The organism is Nonomuraea sp. SBT364 (assembly GCF_001083785.1).
GTDB lineage: Bacteria > Actinomycetota > Actinomycetes > Streptosporangiales > Streptosporangiaceae > Nonomuraea.
On record NZ_LAVL01000095.1, the window covers coordinates 15958 to 32711 of the forward strand.

13 protein-coding genes are annotated in these 16754 nt (G+C 71.9%); 8 read left to right on the forward strand and 5 right to left on the reverse strand.

The window, feature by feature from the left end; all coding sequences use genetic code 11:
• Positions 1–3: 3 nt before the first annotated feature.
• A complete protein-coding gene (locus tag ADY59_RS31450) occupies positions 4–1422 on the forward strand; it encodes a sensor histidine kinase (protein ID WP_049569714.1) in 1419 nt (472 codons plus the stop codon).
• Positions 1423–1430: 8 nt separating this feature from the next.
• On the opposite strand, the gene ADY59_RS31455 is transcribed toward ADY59_RS31450, so the two are convergent.
• From ADY59_RS31455 to ADY59_RS31465, 3 genes are read right to left on the reverse strand one after another with little or no spacing between them, the layout of a single operon-like run.
• On the reverse strand, positions 1431–2387 hold the full coding sequence (locus ADY59_RS31455; RefSeq protein ID WP_063780843.1) for a TAXI family TRAP transporter solute-binding subunit: 957 nt from the start codon (positions 2385–2387) through the stop codon (positions 1431–1433).
• A 30-nt stretch (positions 2388–2417) separates the two neighbouring features.
• Positions 2418–3095, reverse strand: a complete 678-nt coding sequence (gene prfH / locus ADY59_RS31460) for a peptide chain release factor H (RefSeq protein ID WP_049569717.1) — start codon at positions 3093–3095, stop codon at positions 2418–2420.
• Entirely contained in the window at positions 3092–4240 is a 1149-nt protein-coding gene (locus ADY59_RS31465) for an RNA ligase RtcB family protein (RefSeq protein WP_231618989.1), read from the reverse strand. Before ADY59_RS31465 ends, prfH begins: the two co-directional genes overlap by 4 nt.
• 111 nt (positions 4241–4351) lie before the next feature.
• Between ADY59_RS31465 and ADY59_RS31470 the strand changes: the two genes are divergently transcribed.
• Positions 4352–5014, forward strand: a complete 663-nt coding sequence (locus ADY59_RS31470; protein ID WP_053175311.1) for a DUF1345 domain-containing protein — start codon at positions 4352–4354, stop codon at positions 5012–5014.
• A 56-nt stretch (positions 5015–5070) separates the two neighbouring features.
• Here the strand turns inward: ADY59_RS31470 and ADY59_RS31475 are convergent, their stop codons facing one another.
• The gene (locus tag ADY59_RS31475; protein WP_049569719.1) at positions 5071–5289 is read right to left on the reverse strand and encodes a hypothetical protein; all 219 of its coding nucleotides are present in this window, start codon (positions 5287–5289) and stop codon (positions 5071–5073) included.
• 391 nt (positions 5290–5680) lie between these two features.
• Between ADY59_RS31475 and ADY59_RS47720 the strand changes: the two genes are divergently transcribed.
• From ADY59_RS47720 to ADY59_RS31505, 6 genes are all read left to right on the forward strand, one after another.
• Positions 5681–7003 (forward strand): cellulose binding domain-containing protein, encoded by a 1323-nt coding sequence (locus ADY59_RS47720; protein ID WP_197093948.1) that lies wholly within the window; start codon positions 5681–5683, stop codon positions 7001–7003.
• 601 nt (positions 7004–7604) lie between these two features.
• Positions 7605–8657, forward strand: a complete 1053-nt coding sequence (locus tag ADY59_RS31485; RefSeq protein ID WP_063780844.1) for a ketoacyl-ACP synthase III family protein — start codon at positions 7605–7607, stop codon at positions 8655–8657.
• The gene (locus ADY59_RS31490; protein WP_049569724.1) at positions 8654–8917 is read left to right on the forward strand and encodes a hypothetical protein; all 264 of its coding nucleotides are present in this window, start codon (positions 8654–8656) and stop codon (positions 8915–8917) included. The genes ADY59_RS31485 and ADY59_RS31490 overlap by 4 nt, the downstream gene beginning before the upstream one ends.
• A 10-nt stretch (positions 8918–8927) precedes the next feature.
• Positions 8928–9968 (forward strand): ketoacyl-ACP synthase III family protein, encoded by a 1041-nt coding sequence (locus ADY59_RS31495; RefSeq protein WP_049569726.1) that lies wholly within the window; start codon positions 8928–8930, stop codon positions 9966–9968.
• Between the two features lie 66 nt (positions 9969–10034).
• Positions 10035–13856 carry a type I polyketide synthase gene (locus tag ADY59_RS31500; RefSeq protein WP_049569729.1) on the forward strand — a complete coding sequence of 1274 codons (3822 nt, stop codon included), beginning with the start codon at positions 10035–10037 and terminating at the stop codon, positions 13854–13856.
• Positions 13857–13938: 82 nt separating this feature from the next.
• On the forward strand, positions 13939–14589 hold the full coding sequence (locus tag ADY59_RS31505) for a class I SAM-dependent methyltransferase (protein ID WP_049569756.1): 651 nt from the start codon (positions 13939–13941) through the stop codon (positions 14587–14589).
• A gap of 13 nt (positions 14590–14602) precedes the next feature.
• Here the strand turns inward: ADY59_RS31505 and ADY59_RS31510 are convergent.
• A partial coding sequence (locus ADY59_RS31510) for a tetratricopeptide repeat protein (protein WP_049569732.1) occupies positions 14603–16754 on the reverse strand: 2152 nt, incomplete at its 5' end.

A 16754-nucleotide genomic window follows, 5' to 3' on the forward strand; every position in this document is an offset into this window, starting at 1 on the left:
GCCGTGCACCGCCGCCTGCTCGTCGTCCTGGTGCCCCTCGCGGTGCTGCTCGTCGCGGCGCTCGGGGTCCCGCTCGGCGTCACCGTCGCCGAACGGGAGATGCAGGAGACGTACGTCGACCGGCTCAACGACGTCGGCCGGTTCGCGTCGCTGGCCGAGACCGCGCTGTCCACCGGGCGCACCGAGGCGCTCCAGCAGGAGCTGGCGCGCTACCACGAGCTGTACGGCATCCCTGTCGCGGTCATCGACAAATCGGGCACGGTGCTGCTCGGACCGGCCGTCGCGTACCAGCGGGCGGCGCGGGCCGAGCCGTTGTCGTCCCGGGTCGTCACCGCGGCGCTGGCCGGCGCGCGGCCCGAACCGTCCGGACGATGGGCGCCCTGGGACGACTCCGCCTTCGTCGTCGCCGAGCCGGTGGGCCGCGACAGCGAGGTCGTCGGCGCCGTCGTGACGATCTCCGACCTGTCGAAGACGCGCTCCCGCATCCTCCTGCGCTGGGCCCAGCTCGCCGGGCTCGGGCTGCTGCCGCTGATCGCGCTGGTCGCCGTCGCCTGGCCGGTGTCGGCCTGGGTGCTGCGGCCGGTGCGCGAGCTGGACGCCGCGAGCTCGCGCATCTCCCGGGGCGACCTCACGATCCGGGCCGACGCCGAAGCCGGCCCGCCCGAGCTGCGGAGGCTGGCGGAGTCGTTCAACACCATGATGGACGCGGTCGAGAACGCCGTGCAGCGGCAGCGCGCCTTCGTGTCCGATGCCTCCCACCAGTTGCGCAACCCGCTGACCAGCCTCAGGCTGGCTGTGGAGAGCCTGGAGCCGCATCTGCGGCCGGGCGGCAACGGGCAGCAGGTGTACGACGTCGCGGTCGACGAGCTGAAGGCGATGCAGCGGATGCTGAACTCGCTGCAGGCCAGCGCCCGGATGGAGAGCATCCGGACGGCGTCGCCGGTGGACCTCGACGCGGTGCTGGCCACCCGGGTCGAGCGGTGGCGGGCGCTGACGGCGAGCGCGGGGCAGACGCTGGCGGTGGACGTGCCGCCGGGGCTGCGGCTGCTGGAGCCGTCGGGCGGGCTGGGCAGCATCCTGGACGAGCTGATCAGCAACGCGCTGCGGCTGTCGGACGCGCGGACGGTGCAGGTCAGCGCCGCCGCAACGGGCGCCGTCGTCACCATCGCCGTCCGCGACGACGGCGAGGGCATCGACCCGGCCGAACGGGAGCAGGCGCTGCGGCGGTTCTGGCGCTCACCCAGGCACCAGAACGTGACCGGGACCGGCCTGGGGCTGGCCATCTGCGCCGACCTCGTCGGGGCGGCCGGGGGCGAGCTGCGGCTGGAGGAGGGCCTGCCGCGTCCCGGCGGGCCCGGCCACGGATTCGCCGCGGTGGTCGCGTTGCCCGTCGTCCCGGCGGCGGAGTCGTCGCCGGTCTGAGGGCCGGGTCAGCGCTTCCTGTCGCGGAACCAGGCGGCAGCGCCCGGATGGAGCGGGATCGACGCGGTGGAGATCCCGGTACGCACGTTGATCTGCCACGCCTCGGGAACGGCCTCGGCCCCGCCCTCGTCCCGACCGGCGGACGTGATCGCGTCGGCGTGCGTGAAGATCGTGTCGGTGATGGCGAAGACCAGCTCCCCGGGCAGGTCGTTGCGTACGAGCAGCACGTTCGGCACCGCGACCGTGCGGGTCGCGGGGACACCGGCGTACGCGGTCGCCGGGACCATCGCCGGACCGTAGGGACCGGGGAACGCCGTGAACAGCGCGCCCGCCTGCGAGTCCAGCGGGATCAGCCGGATCGCATGTCGCTGCGCCAGCTCCGTGATGGCCGGCGTCGGAACCCCGGTCAGGGAGAACATGGCGTCGATCTCGCCGTCGCGCAACGCCGCCGCCGACGCGGCCTGGCTGAGATGCCGCCCGTCGGCGTCGACCCTGCCGAGCTCCAGAACCCGCCGGGAGGTGAACTCCGTCCCCGAGTCGCGGGCGCCGAGCGATATCCGCTTGCCCGCCAGGTCCCGGAACTCCTCGATCGCCGAACCGGCCATGACCACGAGATGCAGGTGGCTGTCATAGAGCCGGCAGATCGCCGAAAGCCCCTCGGGCGCGCTCCCGTCGGTCGTGATCAGCGCGTCCAGGCTCGTCAGCCCGAGGTGCACCTCACCCGCCCGCAGCATCCGGATGTTGTCGGTGGACGCCCCGCTCGGCACCGTGGTCATGGTGGCGCCGGGCAGCTGCTCGGAGATGCGTCCGGCCAGCGCGCCACCGATGCGCCGATACACCGCGCCCGCCGGCCCGGTGGCCAGCCGCAGGCTCACCTGGTCGACCTCGGGCTCCCGCCCGCACCCGGCGAGCAGCCCGCCGGCAGCCACGAGCACCACCCGGCGGCTGAACGTTGGCTGCGCCATGCCGAGATGATACGGACAGCGCCCCGCCGGTCAGGACCGGCGTCCGCGCCCTCGCCTGTCCGGCCTGGTGCTGTCGGCGCGGCGATCCTGTTCGGGCGCTTCCGGGCGTTCGATCCGGGTGGGGTCGCCCCGTACGAGCTCGTCGTGGATCCGCCGGCGGGCGGCGGTGGCGGCGCGCCCCGCCACCTCGTCGCCGTGTTCGAGACGCTGCCGCAGCAGCCGCATGGCGATGCGGCGGTTGAGGCTGAACTGCCGCTCGGTGTCGACCACGACGACGATCCCCGAGGGCCGGTGGGTCGCCCGTACGGCGGTGCTGGCCTTGTTCCGATGCTGGCCGCCGGGGCCGCCGGTGCGGCAGGCGACGACGTCGACGTCCGCTTCGGCGAACGCCGTGCGCCGGGTGCCGACCTGGCACGGCTGGGCGGTGACGTACCAGTTCTTCCGGCCGGCGCCGGTGCGGTACGGGCTGGGGGCCTGCCAGCACAGGGTTCCGGTCCACGAGGCGGCGAACGCGTCGGCGCGGGCTCCCGCGATCTCGACGAGGGCGGACCGGTACGTGCCGGGCCGGTCACCGGGAACGGTCTCGGCCCGGCGGGTCTCCAGGCCCTGCCGGGTGGCGTCGGCCTCCAGCCGGAGCAGCAGCTCGGCCAGCGCCCAGGCGCACTCCTGCGGGCCACGTCCGGCCGACAGGAGCAGGTGGACGCTCACGGCCGGCCCCGCCTGCGGCGGCGGTCCGCAGGCGGCGCGGACCCGAGGTCGGCCGTCTTGTAGGTGACCAGCGGGACCGTCGTGGCGACCGGCGTGGCCAGGCCATGGCCGACCAGGTCGGAGATCACCTGCTCGATGCGCTTGTAGGCGGTCGGCGCCTCCTCGAAGAGCAACTGGCGATCACCGCACACCACCAGCGAGCCCAGCGGCGTGCGGCGCAGCTCCTCGACCCGGTGCTTGACCCGGCCCCGGCGCAGGGCGTCCGCGCGCGACATCTTGCGGCCCGCGCCGTGCGCGACGGAATGGCCGGCGTCCGGCCCGGCGTGGGCGGCCACGATGTAGGAGAAGGTGCCTCGGGTGCCGGCGATGAGCACGTCACGGCCGTCACCCGGCGCCGCCCCCTTGCGGTGCAGATAGCCCCCGTCGCGGACCTCGACCAGGTTGTGGCACTGGTCGATGAGCGGCTCGGCGGGCTCGGCGCCCAGGGCGTGGGCGACCCGGGCGGCCATCAGCCGCCGGTTGAGCGATCCCCAGCGTACGGCGTCGTCGTGCATCGCCAGGTAGGCGCTGGGATCGGGGGCGGGGCCCGCGCCGTGGACGGCGGTGTGCGCGCGCAGGATCTGTTCGCCGAGCCCGCGGGAGCCGCTGTGCACGATGAGAACCAGGTCGTCCGCGGCGAGCCCGAGACGGCTCGCGTGGTCAGGCTCGAAGACGGTCCCGATCCGTGCCAGCTCGACGAAGTGGTTGCCCCGGCCGACCGTCCCGAGGCCCTGGACGTAACCGGCGGGGACCTCGCCCTGGAACACGTCCCAGGCGGGGTCGTCGGCGTCCTGCTCGGGGTCCAGCGCGCGATCGAGGTCGGGGAAGCGGGCGGCGAGCTTCTCGGGCACGGCCCGCTTGAGCTTGATGGGGAACACGGCGATGCCGCAACCGATGTCGGAGCCCACCAGGAATGGGTACAACACGGTCGAGGCCATGGCGGCGCCGATGGGGGCGCCCTTGCCTGGGTGCAGGTCCGGCATGGCGGCGACGTGCGTCATGCCGTCGAGGGCGGCCACCTGGTGGCACTGCGCGAGGGCATCGGACTCGATCCAGCTTTCGGGGGAGGCGAACACGGAGACGGTGGCCGGGTGTTGTTGCGACAAGGACGCTCTCTTCGCTGAGCAGGGGAGGGGAACCATGGCGTCGCGGAGTAGCGGGGTGCCGTGGATGACCACGGTTCCCGAGTCCCGTCACGTGAGGCAAACGATTTTCCGATGACGCGGCCGACCTGGGTCTCACAGCTGCTGGGCGTCTCGGTGCGGCGGATCGCGCTGACCGCCGCCGTCGCCGGGCTCGTGGTGGCAGCGTTGTCGGCGGCGGTGGTGGCGCTGCCGTACGTGCCGTTGATCGGCTGGGACGTGGCCGCGGCGGTGTTCCTGACGGTGACCTGGACGCGGATCGGCAGGCTCGACGGCGCCGCGACCGCCGCCCACGTCGACCAGGAGGACCCGACGCGGGCGGGCGCGGACGTGGCCGTGGTCGTGGCGGCGGTGGCCAGCCTGGCGGCGGTCGGTTACATGATCGTGCAGGCCGAGACCGGCTCCGCGGTCGCCCCGCACGTCGGGCTCGGCGTGGCGAGCGTGGTGGCGTCGTGGGCGGTCGTGCACACGATCTTCACCCTGCGCTACGCGCTGATGTTTTACGCCGGCGGCGGCGAGGGCGTCAACTTCCACCAGAGCGATCCGGGAAGCGGACCCCGGTTCACCGATTTCGCGTATCTGGCGTTCACCGTCGGGATGACGTTCCAGGTGTCGGACAGCGAGCTGCGCACGTCCGCGTTCCGCTCGGCGGTGCTGCGCCAGGCGCTGCTGTCGTACCTGTTCGGGACGGTCATCGTCGCTCTCGCGATCAACCTGATCGCAGGCCTGGCCCGATGACCCCCGCGCCCCTGGCTCGCCACGTCGGAGCCGGGGGCGCCTTCGTCCTTACGGGGTCACGCGTAGAGGAAGTAGTAGTGGTACTGGGTCTTCCACTCGCATCTCCAGCCGTTCCACCAGCCTTGTTCGTCGCCGTAGGTGCCGACCCGCTGGCATTCGGACTGTTCCTTGTAGATGCCGTTCAGCGTCTCGGCGTGCGCCGGGGTGGCGCCGAGCGACAACGCCATTCCGATGGCCAGAACGGCCGGGACGAGAACTGCGCGTATCTTGCGCATCAATCCTCCTGTGACTGGGGGAATCACGGCGGTCAGATTATCACTGACGGGGTGCGAGGAATGATTGTCATACATTGATGCGCCGGACGCCAGGCATCGCGTTTCACGATGAATTTCTGCAAGAAGGTCCGCACCGGTGCCTGCGACGTAGTCGGTGGGACAGACAGGACGAAACGCCGCGTAACGGGTGCGGACAGGACACAGATCATCAGAAATGGACCGGTTCGCCGAATACTTTGACCACTCTCACGTACGTGTCATATCGTCACCTCGCCCACCTCGATGCGAGGCCAGAACTGGAACGGGGCGTGCGTTCTCACAGGCGCTTACGGCTGACGAGATCGGGACGGCCAGCTGGGAAGCGGCGATCATCCGAACACCGGAGGCGCACATGCATGCTCGAAACCGCACGGCCGCGATCCTCGGCATGGTCATGGCCATGCTGGCCACCCTCGTAGTGTCGCTCGTCCTCTCACCTCCGGCTCGGGCCGACCAGGTGATCAGCGACATCGCCTACGCGCCCGCACAGCCGGCCGGCTCCAGGGGACACCTGCTGGACCTCTACCTGCCGGCCGGCGGCATCACCCCCCGGCCGCTGCTGATCTGGCACAGCGGCTCGGCGTGGTCGAGCGACGACGGCAAGAACGGCGCCGCGGCGATCGCCGCCGTCTTCAACGCCAAGGGGTTCGCGGTGGCCGGCGTCAGTGTCCGGTCCAGCTCGCAGGCGATCTTCCCGGCCCAGGTGCACGACATCAAGGCGGCCATCCGCTGGCTGCGCGCCCACGCCGCCGACTACCAGCTCGACCCCAACCGCTTCGCCATGATGGGCGACTCCTCGGGCGGCTGGCTGACGGAGATGGCCACCTTCACCGGCGGCGTGGCAGCGCTGGAGGGCACCGTCGGCACGCCCGGCGTCTCCAGCGCGCTGCAGGCGGGGCTCGCCTTCTACAGCCCGACCGACTTCCTCCAGATGAACGCGCAGAACCTGCCGGGCGGCGGACTGGACCACAACTCTCCCGTCTCGCCCGAATCCCTGCTGGTCGGCTGCGCCATCCAGACCTGCCCGAGCACGGTGGCGCTGGCCAACCCGGTCAACTACGTCGACGGCAACGACCCGCCGCTGCTGTTCCTGCACGGCCAGGCCGACTTCCTGGTGCCGCACGGGCAGAGCGTCCTGCTCTACAACAAGATCAAGGCGAGCTGCGGCAACGCCCAGTTCATCTCGATCCCCGGCGCCGACCACGGCAAGGCCGACGTCATGGACCCCGCCCGCTTCGGCACCCAGACCACCTACACCACCACCAACTGCTACGGGACCACCCAGTTCGGCACGCCCAACCCCACCTGGGACACCTTCGAGCAGTACCTGCGCGGCGCGCTCAAGATGGGCACCTCCTGCCAGGTCACCTACGCCACCACCACCTGGAGCAATGGCTTCACCGGCAGCGTGACCATCAGGAACACCGGCACGACCCCCATCGACCGCTGGGTCCTGACGTGGGGCTGGCCCGGCAACCAGCAGATCACGGCCGCCTGGAACACCACGCTGACCCAGACCGGCGCCCAGGTGAGCGCGCGCGACGCCGGCCACAACGCCGTCATCGGCGCCAGCTCCAGCACCAACTTCGGCATCGAGGCGACCTACAGCGGCACCAACACCGCGCCGCCCGAGTTCAGGCTCAACGGCATCCTCTGCGCCCGGGTGCTCGGCTGAGACGGCCCGCACGCGCGGCAGCGGGCGACCGGCCGGTCCCGTGACTCAGGGCCGGCCGGTTCGCCCGGACGATGCGGACGCAATTTCGGAAACACACTCTGGAACCGTCCAACCGAAGAAACCGCAGCTCAGCGCGGAAAAGTGCATTTCAAAACTCAACACGTTCCGCCGAACATCGGTCACGGAATGACGCCGTCCAGATTTCGGACCTAATATTGATTTAGCCAATGGGCGGCCCTATCCTTTCTCCTGTGATCGCCGATGAGAGTGAGGAACTCGTGACGGCCCCTGGTCCAGGCTCTCCGCCGACCGGCGGAAATTGCAGAACTCGCCATCTCAGCAGCGCCTGACCGCCGACTCCTTATTCACGATAATTTTCGTCCGCCGGCCGCGTTCCCCAAACTGTCCGGCCCCGACGACGGCGAGGCCCGGATGCGCGTCGCCCATCCCGCCTTGTTCACCTGACCCGCTGCCGGAAGGTCCTGTCCGGAAAGCGCACGGCGTCCCGCTGACGCCGTTCTCCTTGGTGCCCCGTCGGTCCGACGGTGCCCTTACACGCCGTGCCGGCAGGTGCGGCCATCGTCGACGAGTTAGGGGACGTGTGCGTACATCCAACATGTTCGTCAGGAGCCTCGGCGTCTTCGTGCCGGACATCGTGAGCATCGAGCAGGCGGTCCGGGAGGGCCTGTATCCGGCCGACGAGGTCGAGCGGTTCCAGCAGATCGGCGCGGCGGTCGCCGGCGACATGCCCGCGCCGGAGATGGCGCGGCGCGCGGTCCTGGACGCCTACGAGCGCTGGGGCGAATCCTCCCCGCGAGAGCTCGATCTCCTGCTCTACCCGTCGGTCTGGCATCAGGGCCCGAACGGCTGGCAGCCCCAGCACTACCTGCAGATGCACCTCCTCGGCGGCGGCGTGCCGGCGTACGAGATCCGGAGCGGCTGCGTCGGGATGATCAGCTCCCTCGAACTGGCGGCGAGCTACCTCCAGGCCGACCCCGGCCGGGAGACGGCGATGGTGGTCTCCGCCGACAACCACGGCACCCCGCTGGTGGACCGCTGGCGGATGACGCCCGGCGCGGTGATCGGCGACGCGGCCTGCGCGCTCGTCCTCGGCAAGGAGTACGGCATGGCCGAACTCCTCGCGGTGAACGCGACGACGATCCCCGAGGCCGACGCGGTCAACGACGGCGGCTACCCGCTGTTCCCCCCGGACGCCACCGTCGGCATCGGGCTGAGCTTCGGGGACCGGCACGAGGAGTTCCGCCAGCGGCTGCTCAAGGACCGGGGCACCGGGATACACCTGACGATCCAGAAAACCATGATGCAACAGGTGGAACAGACCCTGGAGGAAGCCGGGATCGGGTTCTCCGACATCAGCCGGGTGGCGTTCCCGCACGGCCGCCGCGAGGACCTGGACGGGCAGATGTCCTGGCTCGGCATCGACGTCGAGCAGACGACGTGGGATTACGGCCGGCGCGTCGGCCACTGCGGTGCGGTCGACCAGTTCATCGCCTTCGAGCACCTGGTCGCCACCGGCGGGCTCGAACCCGGTGATCACCTGCTCATGGTGGGGTTCGGTTCCGGGACGTCGGTCGCCGCGGCCGCGTTCAGGGTCCTCGCGACCTCTCCCAGGACGAGAGAGGCACGCGCATGACGATCGCACGGACGGCCGAGCTGGTCGCCTTCATCCAGCGGGACCTGGTCCCGGACGACGCCGACCTGAAGGTCGACGAGACGACCCAGCTCCTCGTGTCGGGACTGCTCGACTCCCTGCGCACGGCCCGCCTGCTGAACTTCATCCGCAAGGACCTCGGCGTCCCGGTGCCCGCCGCGAAACTCGACCCCGAGAACTTCAAGGACGTCACGACCATCGTCGCGATGCTCGAAGAACTCGAATCGGCACGAGCGGTCTAGGGGCGAGATCATGTACTGGGCGGACACGTACATCAGCGGAGTGGGCGCCTTCGTCCCCCGGACGGTCAGCGTCGAGAAGGCCGTCGCCAAGGGCTGGTACCCGGCGGAAGAGGTCGAGCTGCACAATCTGGCCGGGGCCGCGGTGGCCGGTGACCTGCCGGCTCCGGAGATGGCCCTGCACGCGGCGCAGAGCGCGCTCAAGCGCAGCGGTCGGGCGCCCGCCGACGTCGATCTCCTGCTGTACGCCTCGACGTGGCACCAGGGGCCGGACGGCTGGCCGCCCCACTCCTACCTGCAGCGCCACCTGGTCGGCGGGGACGTCCTGGCCACCGAGATCCGGCAGGGCTGCAACGGGATGTTCATCGCCCTGGAGCTCGCGGCGAGCTACCTGGACGCCACTCCCGGCCGGCAGGCCGCCCTGCTGGTCGCCGCCGACAACTACGGCACTCCGCTGATGGACCGGTGGCGGATGGGCCCCGGCTACATCGGCGGCGACGCGGCCAGCGCGCTCGTGCTGACGAAGGCGACGGGCTTCGCGCGCCTGATGTCGGTCTGCACGGTGACCGTGGCCGAGGCCGAGGAACTGCACCGGGGCACCGAACCGCTGTTCCCGCCCGGCGTCACCGTCGGCCGCCGGATGAGCTTCGGGGCCAGGAACGAGCAGTTCCGGCAGCAGGTCATGCCGAAAGGGGAGAGCACGGCGGCCCTGTTCAAGATCCAGCGGGCGTTGATGGAGGTCGTCGAGCGCGCGCTGGACGAGAGCGGCATCGAGGCCCGCGACCTCACCCGGGTGGCCTTCATGAACTACTCCGAAGAGATCGTCGAACAGCGCTGCATGGCCGTGCTCGACCTGCCCATGTCCCGATCGACCTGGGACCACGGCCGCACCATCGGCCACTGCGGGGCCAGCGACCAGGTCCTCGCCCTCGACCGGCTGCTGGCGACCGGGGAGCTGGGCCCCGGCGACCACCTGCTGATGCTCGGCACCGGCCCCGGGGTCACCGTCTCCAGCGCCGTGATCAAGATCGTCGACACGCCTCCATGGTCCTGAGCCGACACGCCTCCATGGTCCTGGGACGCGTCACCGAAACGTCGTCATCGAAGGGAAGCGAACGCGATGGCCGATAGTCCGAGCGGGGTCCGGGCGGAACCGGTGGCGGTGGTCGGGATCGGATGCCGCTTTCCAGGCGACGCCGGCTCACCGGACGAATTCTGGGACCTGCTGTGCGCCGGCCGGAACACGACCCGGCCGCTGCCCGCCGAACGCTGGCGCTCCTACGAGAACCGCGGTCCAGAACACGCCGCCGCGCTGCGCGACGCCGTACGCCACGGCAGCTTCCTGAGCGACATCGAGGGCTTCGACGCGGAGTTCTTCGGCCTGTCGCCCCGGGAGGCCGAGCTGATGGATCCGCAGCAGCGGATCCTGATGGAGACCGCGTGGGAGGCCCTGGAACACGCCGGCCTGCCGCCGCACCGGCTGGCCGGCACCGACGCCGGGGTGTTCGTCGGGGTCTGCACGGCCGACTACGGCGGCCGCCTGCTGGAGGACCTGCCCCAGATCGAGGCGTGGACCGGGATCGGCGCCGCGACCTGCGCCGTCGCCAACCGCATCTCCTACTCCCTGGACCTGCGCGGGCCCAGCATGGCCGTCGACACCGCCTGCTCGGCGTCGCTGGTCGCGCTCCACCTGGCCGCGCAGAGCCTGCGGCTCGGCGAGAGCGACGTCGCCCTCGCCGGCGGCGTCAACCTGCTGGTCACCCCCGGCCAGACCCTCACGCTCGGCACCGCCGGAGCCCTGGCCCCCGACGGGCGGTCCAAGTCGTTCGACGCCACGGCCGACGGCTACGGGCGCGGCGAGGGCTGCGGCGTCGTCGTGCTCAAACGGCTGTCCGACGCGCGCCGCGACGGTGACCGCGTCCTCGCCCTCGTCATCGGCAGCGCCGTGAACCAGGACGGGCACACCAACGGCATCATGGCGCCGTGCGGCGAGGCCCAGGAACACGTGATGACCAGGGCCTGCCGGCAGGCGGGCATCTCCCCGGCCACGGTCGACTACATCGAGGCGCACGGGACCGGCACCCGGCTCGGCGACCCGCTGGAGGCGGCGGCGCTGGCCTCGGTGTACGGCGCGGGACGGCGGGCCGGCGACCCGTGCCTCATCGGCTCCGTCAAGTCCAACATCGGCCACCTGGAAGGCGCCGCCGGAATCGCCGGCATCATCAAGGCGGTGCTCGCCCTCCACCGCGGTGAGATCCCCCCGAGCGTGCTCACCACCCCGAACCCCGCGATCTCGTGGGAAACCTCCGGCCTCAGCGTGGTGACCGAACGCGCGGCCTGGCCCGAGCGCGACCACCCCAGCCGGGCCGGCGTCTCCAGCTTCGGGTACGGCGGCACCGTCGCCCACATCGTGCTCGAACAGGCGCCTCCGGCTCCGCAGGCACCTCGGGGCGAGGGGACGGGACAGCGCCTCTTCCCGCTGTCCGCCGTGTCGGAGCCGGCCCTCCGTCAGTACGCGGGCACGCTGGCCGACCGGATCGGGGAATTCGACCTGACCTCGGCCGGGCACACGCTGGCGCTCCGGCGCTCCCACCTGCCCCGTCGAGCCGTCGTGCTCGGAGCCGACAGGAACGAGCTGACCGCCAACCTGCGCAGGCTCGCCGGCGACCTGCCGTCCGAGGACGTCCTCACCGGCGACGTGCTGCCCGACCCCGGCCCCGGGCCGATCTGGGTGTTCTCCGGACAGGGATGCCAGTGGCGCGGGATGGGACGGGACCTGCTCGCCACGGCGCCGGAGTTCGCCTCCCTGGTCGACGAGATCGAGCCGATCTTCGCCGAGGAGATCGGCTTCTCTCCCCGGCAGGTCCTGGCCGAGGGCGACCTGGACGGGATCGACCGCGTACAGACCATGATCTTCGTCATGCAGCTGGGCCTCGCCCGGCTCTGGAACGCGTACGGGGTCACCCCCAGGGCCGTCATCGGGCACTCCGTCGGCGAGATCGCGGCCGCGGTGACGGCCGGCGCGATGACCGTCTCCGACGGCGCGCGCCTGATCTGCCGCCGGTCCCGGCTGCTGCGCCAGGCCGAGGGCAAGGGGGCCATGGTGATGGTCGGCCTGCCGTTCGAGGAGGCGGCCGAGCGGCTGGCCGGCCGTACCGACCTGGTCGCCGCGATCTCGTCGTCGCCCGCCTCCACCGTGCTGTCCGGCGACGTCGCCGCCGTCGAGGCGGTGGTGGACGCGTGGCCGGCCGAGGGCATCGTGGTCCGCCGGGTGGCGTCCGACGTCGCCTTCCACAGCCCGCACATGGACCCGCTGGCCGTCGAACTGGCCGGGGCCGTCGCCGATCTCTCGTTCGGCGCGCCCCGCATCCCCATGTACACGACCGTGCTGGCCGACCCCCGGTCCACCCCGGTGCTGGACCGCGCGTACTGGGCGGCGAACCTCCGGGAACCGGTACGGCTGGCCGCCGCGACCGAGGCCGCCGCGCAGGACGGCTACCGCGCGTTCCTGGAGATCTCCCCGCACCCCGTGGTCGCGCACTCCGTCTCCGAGACGCTCGCGGAGGCCGGGTTCGAGGACGTGTTCGTCGGCACGACACTGCGCCGGAACCAGCCGGAGCGAACAGCCCTGCTCACCGCGCTCGGCCTGGCACACTGCCACGGCGTCGACGTCGACTGGAGCCGTCTGCAGCCGTCCGGCGACCTCGCGGCCCTGCCCTCGTACGCGTGGCAGCGGCGCCGGCACTGGCGTGACACCCCCGGCGACGACGAGAACCGCGGGCACGGCGTGGACTCCCACACGCTGCTCGGCGGCGGGACCCGCCTCGCGGGCAGCTCTGCACGCGTGTGGCGGACCAGCCTGGAGGACGCGAACCGCCCCTACCCGGGCAGCCACGCGCTTCGCGGGGTCGAGATCGTGCCCGCAGCCGTGCTGGTCAACACGTTCCTGTGCGCGGGCGCGGACGAGGACGGGGGCCTTCCCGTGCTCACCGGCGTGGAGATGACGCATCCGCTGATGACCGCGGAACGCCGGCAGATCCAGGTCGTCCACGAGCCCCCGGCCATCCGGCTCGGTGCGCGTACGCCTGCCGCGCCCGGTGAGCCGGAACCCGCCTGGCTGGTCCACGTCACCGCCGCCATGGCGGCTCCCGGCGGTGCGGCGGCTCCGGACCGGGTGCTGGCGGACGCCGACGGCCTCGTCCCGCTCGACACCGGATTCGTCCACCGGCGGCTGGCCGCGGTCGGCGTCCCCACGACGGGCTTCGACTGGACGATCCGGACACTGCTGGGCGGAGCCGGGGTGCTACGCGCCACGGTCCGCACCGCTGAGGCGCTGACCTGGGCGCCGGCGCTGGACGCGGTGATGTCGGTGGCTCCCTGCGTGTTCCCCGGCGATCCGGTGCTGCGCATGGTCGTGCACATCGACGAGGTCGCGCTGACCGGAACCCCGCCCGAGACGGTGATCATCGAGACGGTCGTCGACCCGGCAGGCGACGACACGGTACAGGCGCTCCTGGCCGACGCCGACGGCCGCGTCGTGGGACACCTGTCCGGACTCCGCTACCCGGTGATCGACACGCCCGCCGCGGCCGACGACGACCTCCGGGAACCCGCGGAGTCGTACGCCGGCCTGTCGCCGGAGAAGCTGCGCGACCACGTCCAGACCGAGACCCGCGCGGAGATCGCGGCCGTGATGAGACTCGCCCCCGAGGACCTGGCCATCCGGCGCCCCCTCGTCGAACAGGGCCTGGACTCGGTGATGACCGTCATGGTCAGGCGCCGCCTGGAGAAGCGATTCGGCTGCCGCCTCCCCGCCACCCTGCTGTGGCAGCAACCCACCATCTCCGCGATCGCGGCCCACGTGGCGGACCTTCTCGCCACGCCCCCGCCCACCCCCGTGGCGGAACCCGTACTCGAGCACGTACCAGCGATCGGAGGGTGAGGCCACCCTCCTTCCCCGACGACTCGCCGACCGGTCGGTGATCGATCTCCCCGCGCCGACCGATCCGCTACAGTCGTCCGCCGTGGCTGAATCCTCCCTCTATCTGACCGCGACGGCGGACGCCTACGACGCCGTCGCCGACCTCTACGCCGACCTCACCCGCGACTCGCTCGACCGCCTGCCACTGGACCGCGCGATGGTCGCCGCGTTCGCCGAACTCGTCCGGGCCGCCGGCCCCAGGCCCGTCGTCGAGGCCGGCTGCGGTCCCGGGTACATGACGGCGCACCTGCGCGACCTCGGGCTGGACGCCTTCGGCGTCGACCTGTCTCCCGCGCTGCTCGACATCGCCCGCAAGGACTACCCCGGCCTGCGTTTCGAGCTCGGTTCGATGGGCGCCATGGACGTGGCCGACGGCGAACTGGGCGGCCTGATCTCCTGGTACTCCATCATCCACATCCCGCCACCGGAACTGCCGCCGTACCTCGCCGAGTTCCGCCGCGTGCTGGCCCCGGGGGGCTACCTCCTGCTCGGCTTCTTCGAATCCGAGGGCGGTCCGGTGCGGGAGTTCGACCACAAGGTCACGCCGGCCTACCGGTGGCCGATCGACGATCTCGCCGACCTGGCCCGCAAGGAAGAGTTCGTCGAGGTGGCGCGCATGTTGCGCGAGCCTCTGGAGGACGAACGATTCCGCCGCGGCCACCTGCTGATGCGCCGCGTCCCCATCTTGGGATGAACGCGCGGCCGCCTCAGTGAAGCGGGGCGGGCCGGTCCGTCGGATCCTGGGAGAGAAGCGCCTCGGCCTCCCGCCCTGGCATGAGACCGGCGTCCACCAGCCTGCCCACCGCCTCCCGCCAGCACGCCCACGCCTCGCCGTCGTCGCCCAGCTTGCGATGGGTCTGCCCGAGCTGCCAGATCGCGGTGGACTCCCCGACGACGTGGCCGCTCCTGCGCAGGAGCAGGACGGCCTCCCGGTAGGACGTCGCGGCCTCCGCCAGCAGACCTGCCCCGAGGTACGCGTCCCCCAGACAGCTGACGATCTGCCCCGTGGTGTACGGCCTGGTGTCCGCCGACATCAGGCTCAGCGCCTCTTGGGTCGGCGGGATCGCCTCGGCCCATCGCCCCAGCTTGCTGTAGACCTGCCCGCGATTCATCAGGAAGTTCGGCAGCAGGTCCTGCTGCCCGTGCTCGACGGCGAGGGCCTGCCCTTCCTCATACGCGGTGAGCGCCTTGTCGAACTGTTCCATCCGCTGATACGCGTTTCCCAGGTTCACGTGGACCGGCGTCTTCCGGGCGGGCTGCCGCACCGCGTCCCAGTGCTCCAGGGCCAGTTCGAACTGCCGGATCGCCGCCTCGGGCCTCTCCTGACGCACGTAGAGAATGCCGAGGACGCTGCGGGTCCGGGCCAGACAGGCCGGATCGCCGTGATCGGCGGCGATCGCGATGGCGCGGTCCAGGACGCCCTCCAGCTCACGCCACCAGCCGCCGTTGTAGAAAGGACGGAAGACGGCCAGGCTCAAACTGATGGCGGTGAGCGGGTCCGCCGGATCGCGGGCGGCCTGCTGCGCGGCGGACAGAAGGTTCTCCTTCTCGGCCGCGAACCACGCGCTCGCTTCCTCCGGGCTCCGGAGCCGGCTGCCGGGCCGGTCGATCGGCAACCCCTCCAGGAGTGCGCCGACACGCGGGTCGATCAGGATGCCGGCCGTCCTGGCGGTGGCGAGACAGTGGTGGAGTGCCCGATGGACGGCGCCGGTCCGCTCCGCCTCGTGAAGCTCCCGCGCCGCCAGCTCGTGGGCGTAGAGGCGGACGAGGTCGTGCATCCGATACCGGTCGGGACCGGCGGGTTCGAGGAGGCGGGCGTCGAGGAGATGGTCGAGTGCCGCCGCGGCGTGCCGCTCCGGCCAGTCGGTGAGAGCGGCGGCGACCTCCGGCGTACAGGTGGGGATCTCCAGCAGGCCGAGCAGGGTGAACAGGCGGGCGGCGCCATAGCCGCTCGGTTCCTCGCGTAAGTGGTGATGGCTGACGGCGATGGCGGCGCGTACTTCGAGATCGCCGTGCCGCAGCGTGTCGAGGCGGCCGGACGCGCCGGTGAGCCGTTCCGCGAGGTAGGCGAGCGTCCAGTCGGGACGGGCGGCCAGGCGGGCGGCGGCCACGCGGACCGCGAGCGGAAGGCCGCCGCACAGCCGGACGATCCGCTCGGCGGCTCCGGGCTCGCGCTGGACCCGGGCCGGGCCGGCGACACGGGCCAGCAAGGCGGTGGCGTCGTCGCGGTCGAGCCCGGTGAGCTGAAGATGCTCGGCACCGTCGAGGGAGACGAGGGCCTGCCTGCTGGTGATGATGACCGCGCAGGCGGCTCCGGCGGGGAGAAGGGGACGTACCTGGCGGGCATCCAGGGCGTTGTCCAGCACCACGAGCAGGCGGCGGGTGGCCGCCAGCGATCGGTAACGTACGGCGGCGTCCTCCAGCTGGGACGGTACGGCGCTGCCGTCCAGACCGAGGGAACGCAGGAGCTGGCCGAGCGCGTCGATGGGCGCCATGGGCCGCAGCCCGGCCGACGCGCCGCGCAGGTCGACGTACAGGACACCGTCGTCGTACCGGCCCGAGAAGGCGTGCGCCGCCCGGATCGCCAACGCCGACTTGCCGATCCCGCCCGGCCCGCTGATCGCGGCCACGGCCGGTACGCCGGGCGCGGTGTCGGCGAGCACCTTGTCCAGCCAGGCGAACTCGACGGACCTGGCGGTGAAGGCCGGCGTGTCGACCGGCAGCTCAGCGGGAACCACCCGCCCGTGCCGAGCGGCCTCCGGGCTGGTGGCCAGGTGGGGATGGGTGGCCTGGTGGGGGCTGGTGCTCTGGTGGAGGTGGGTGGCCTCGTTGGGACTGGTGGCCTGGTGGGGGTGGCTG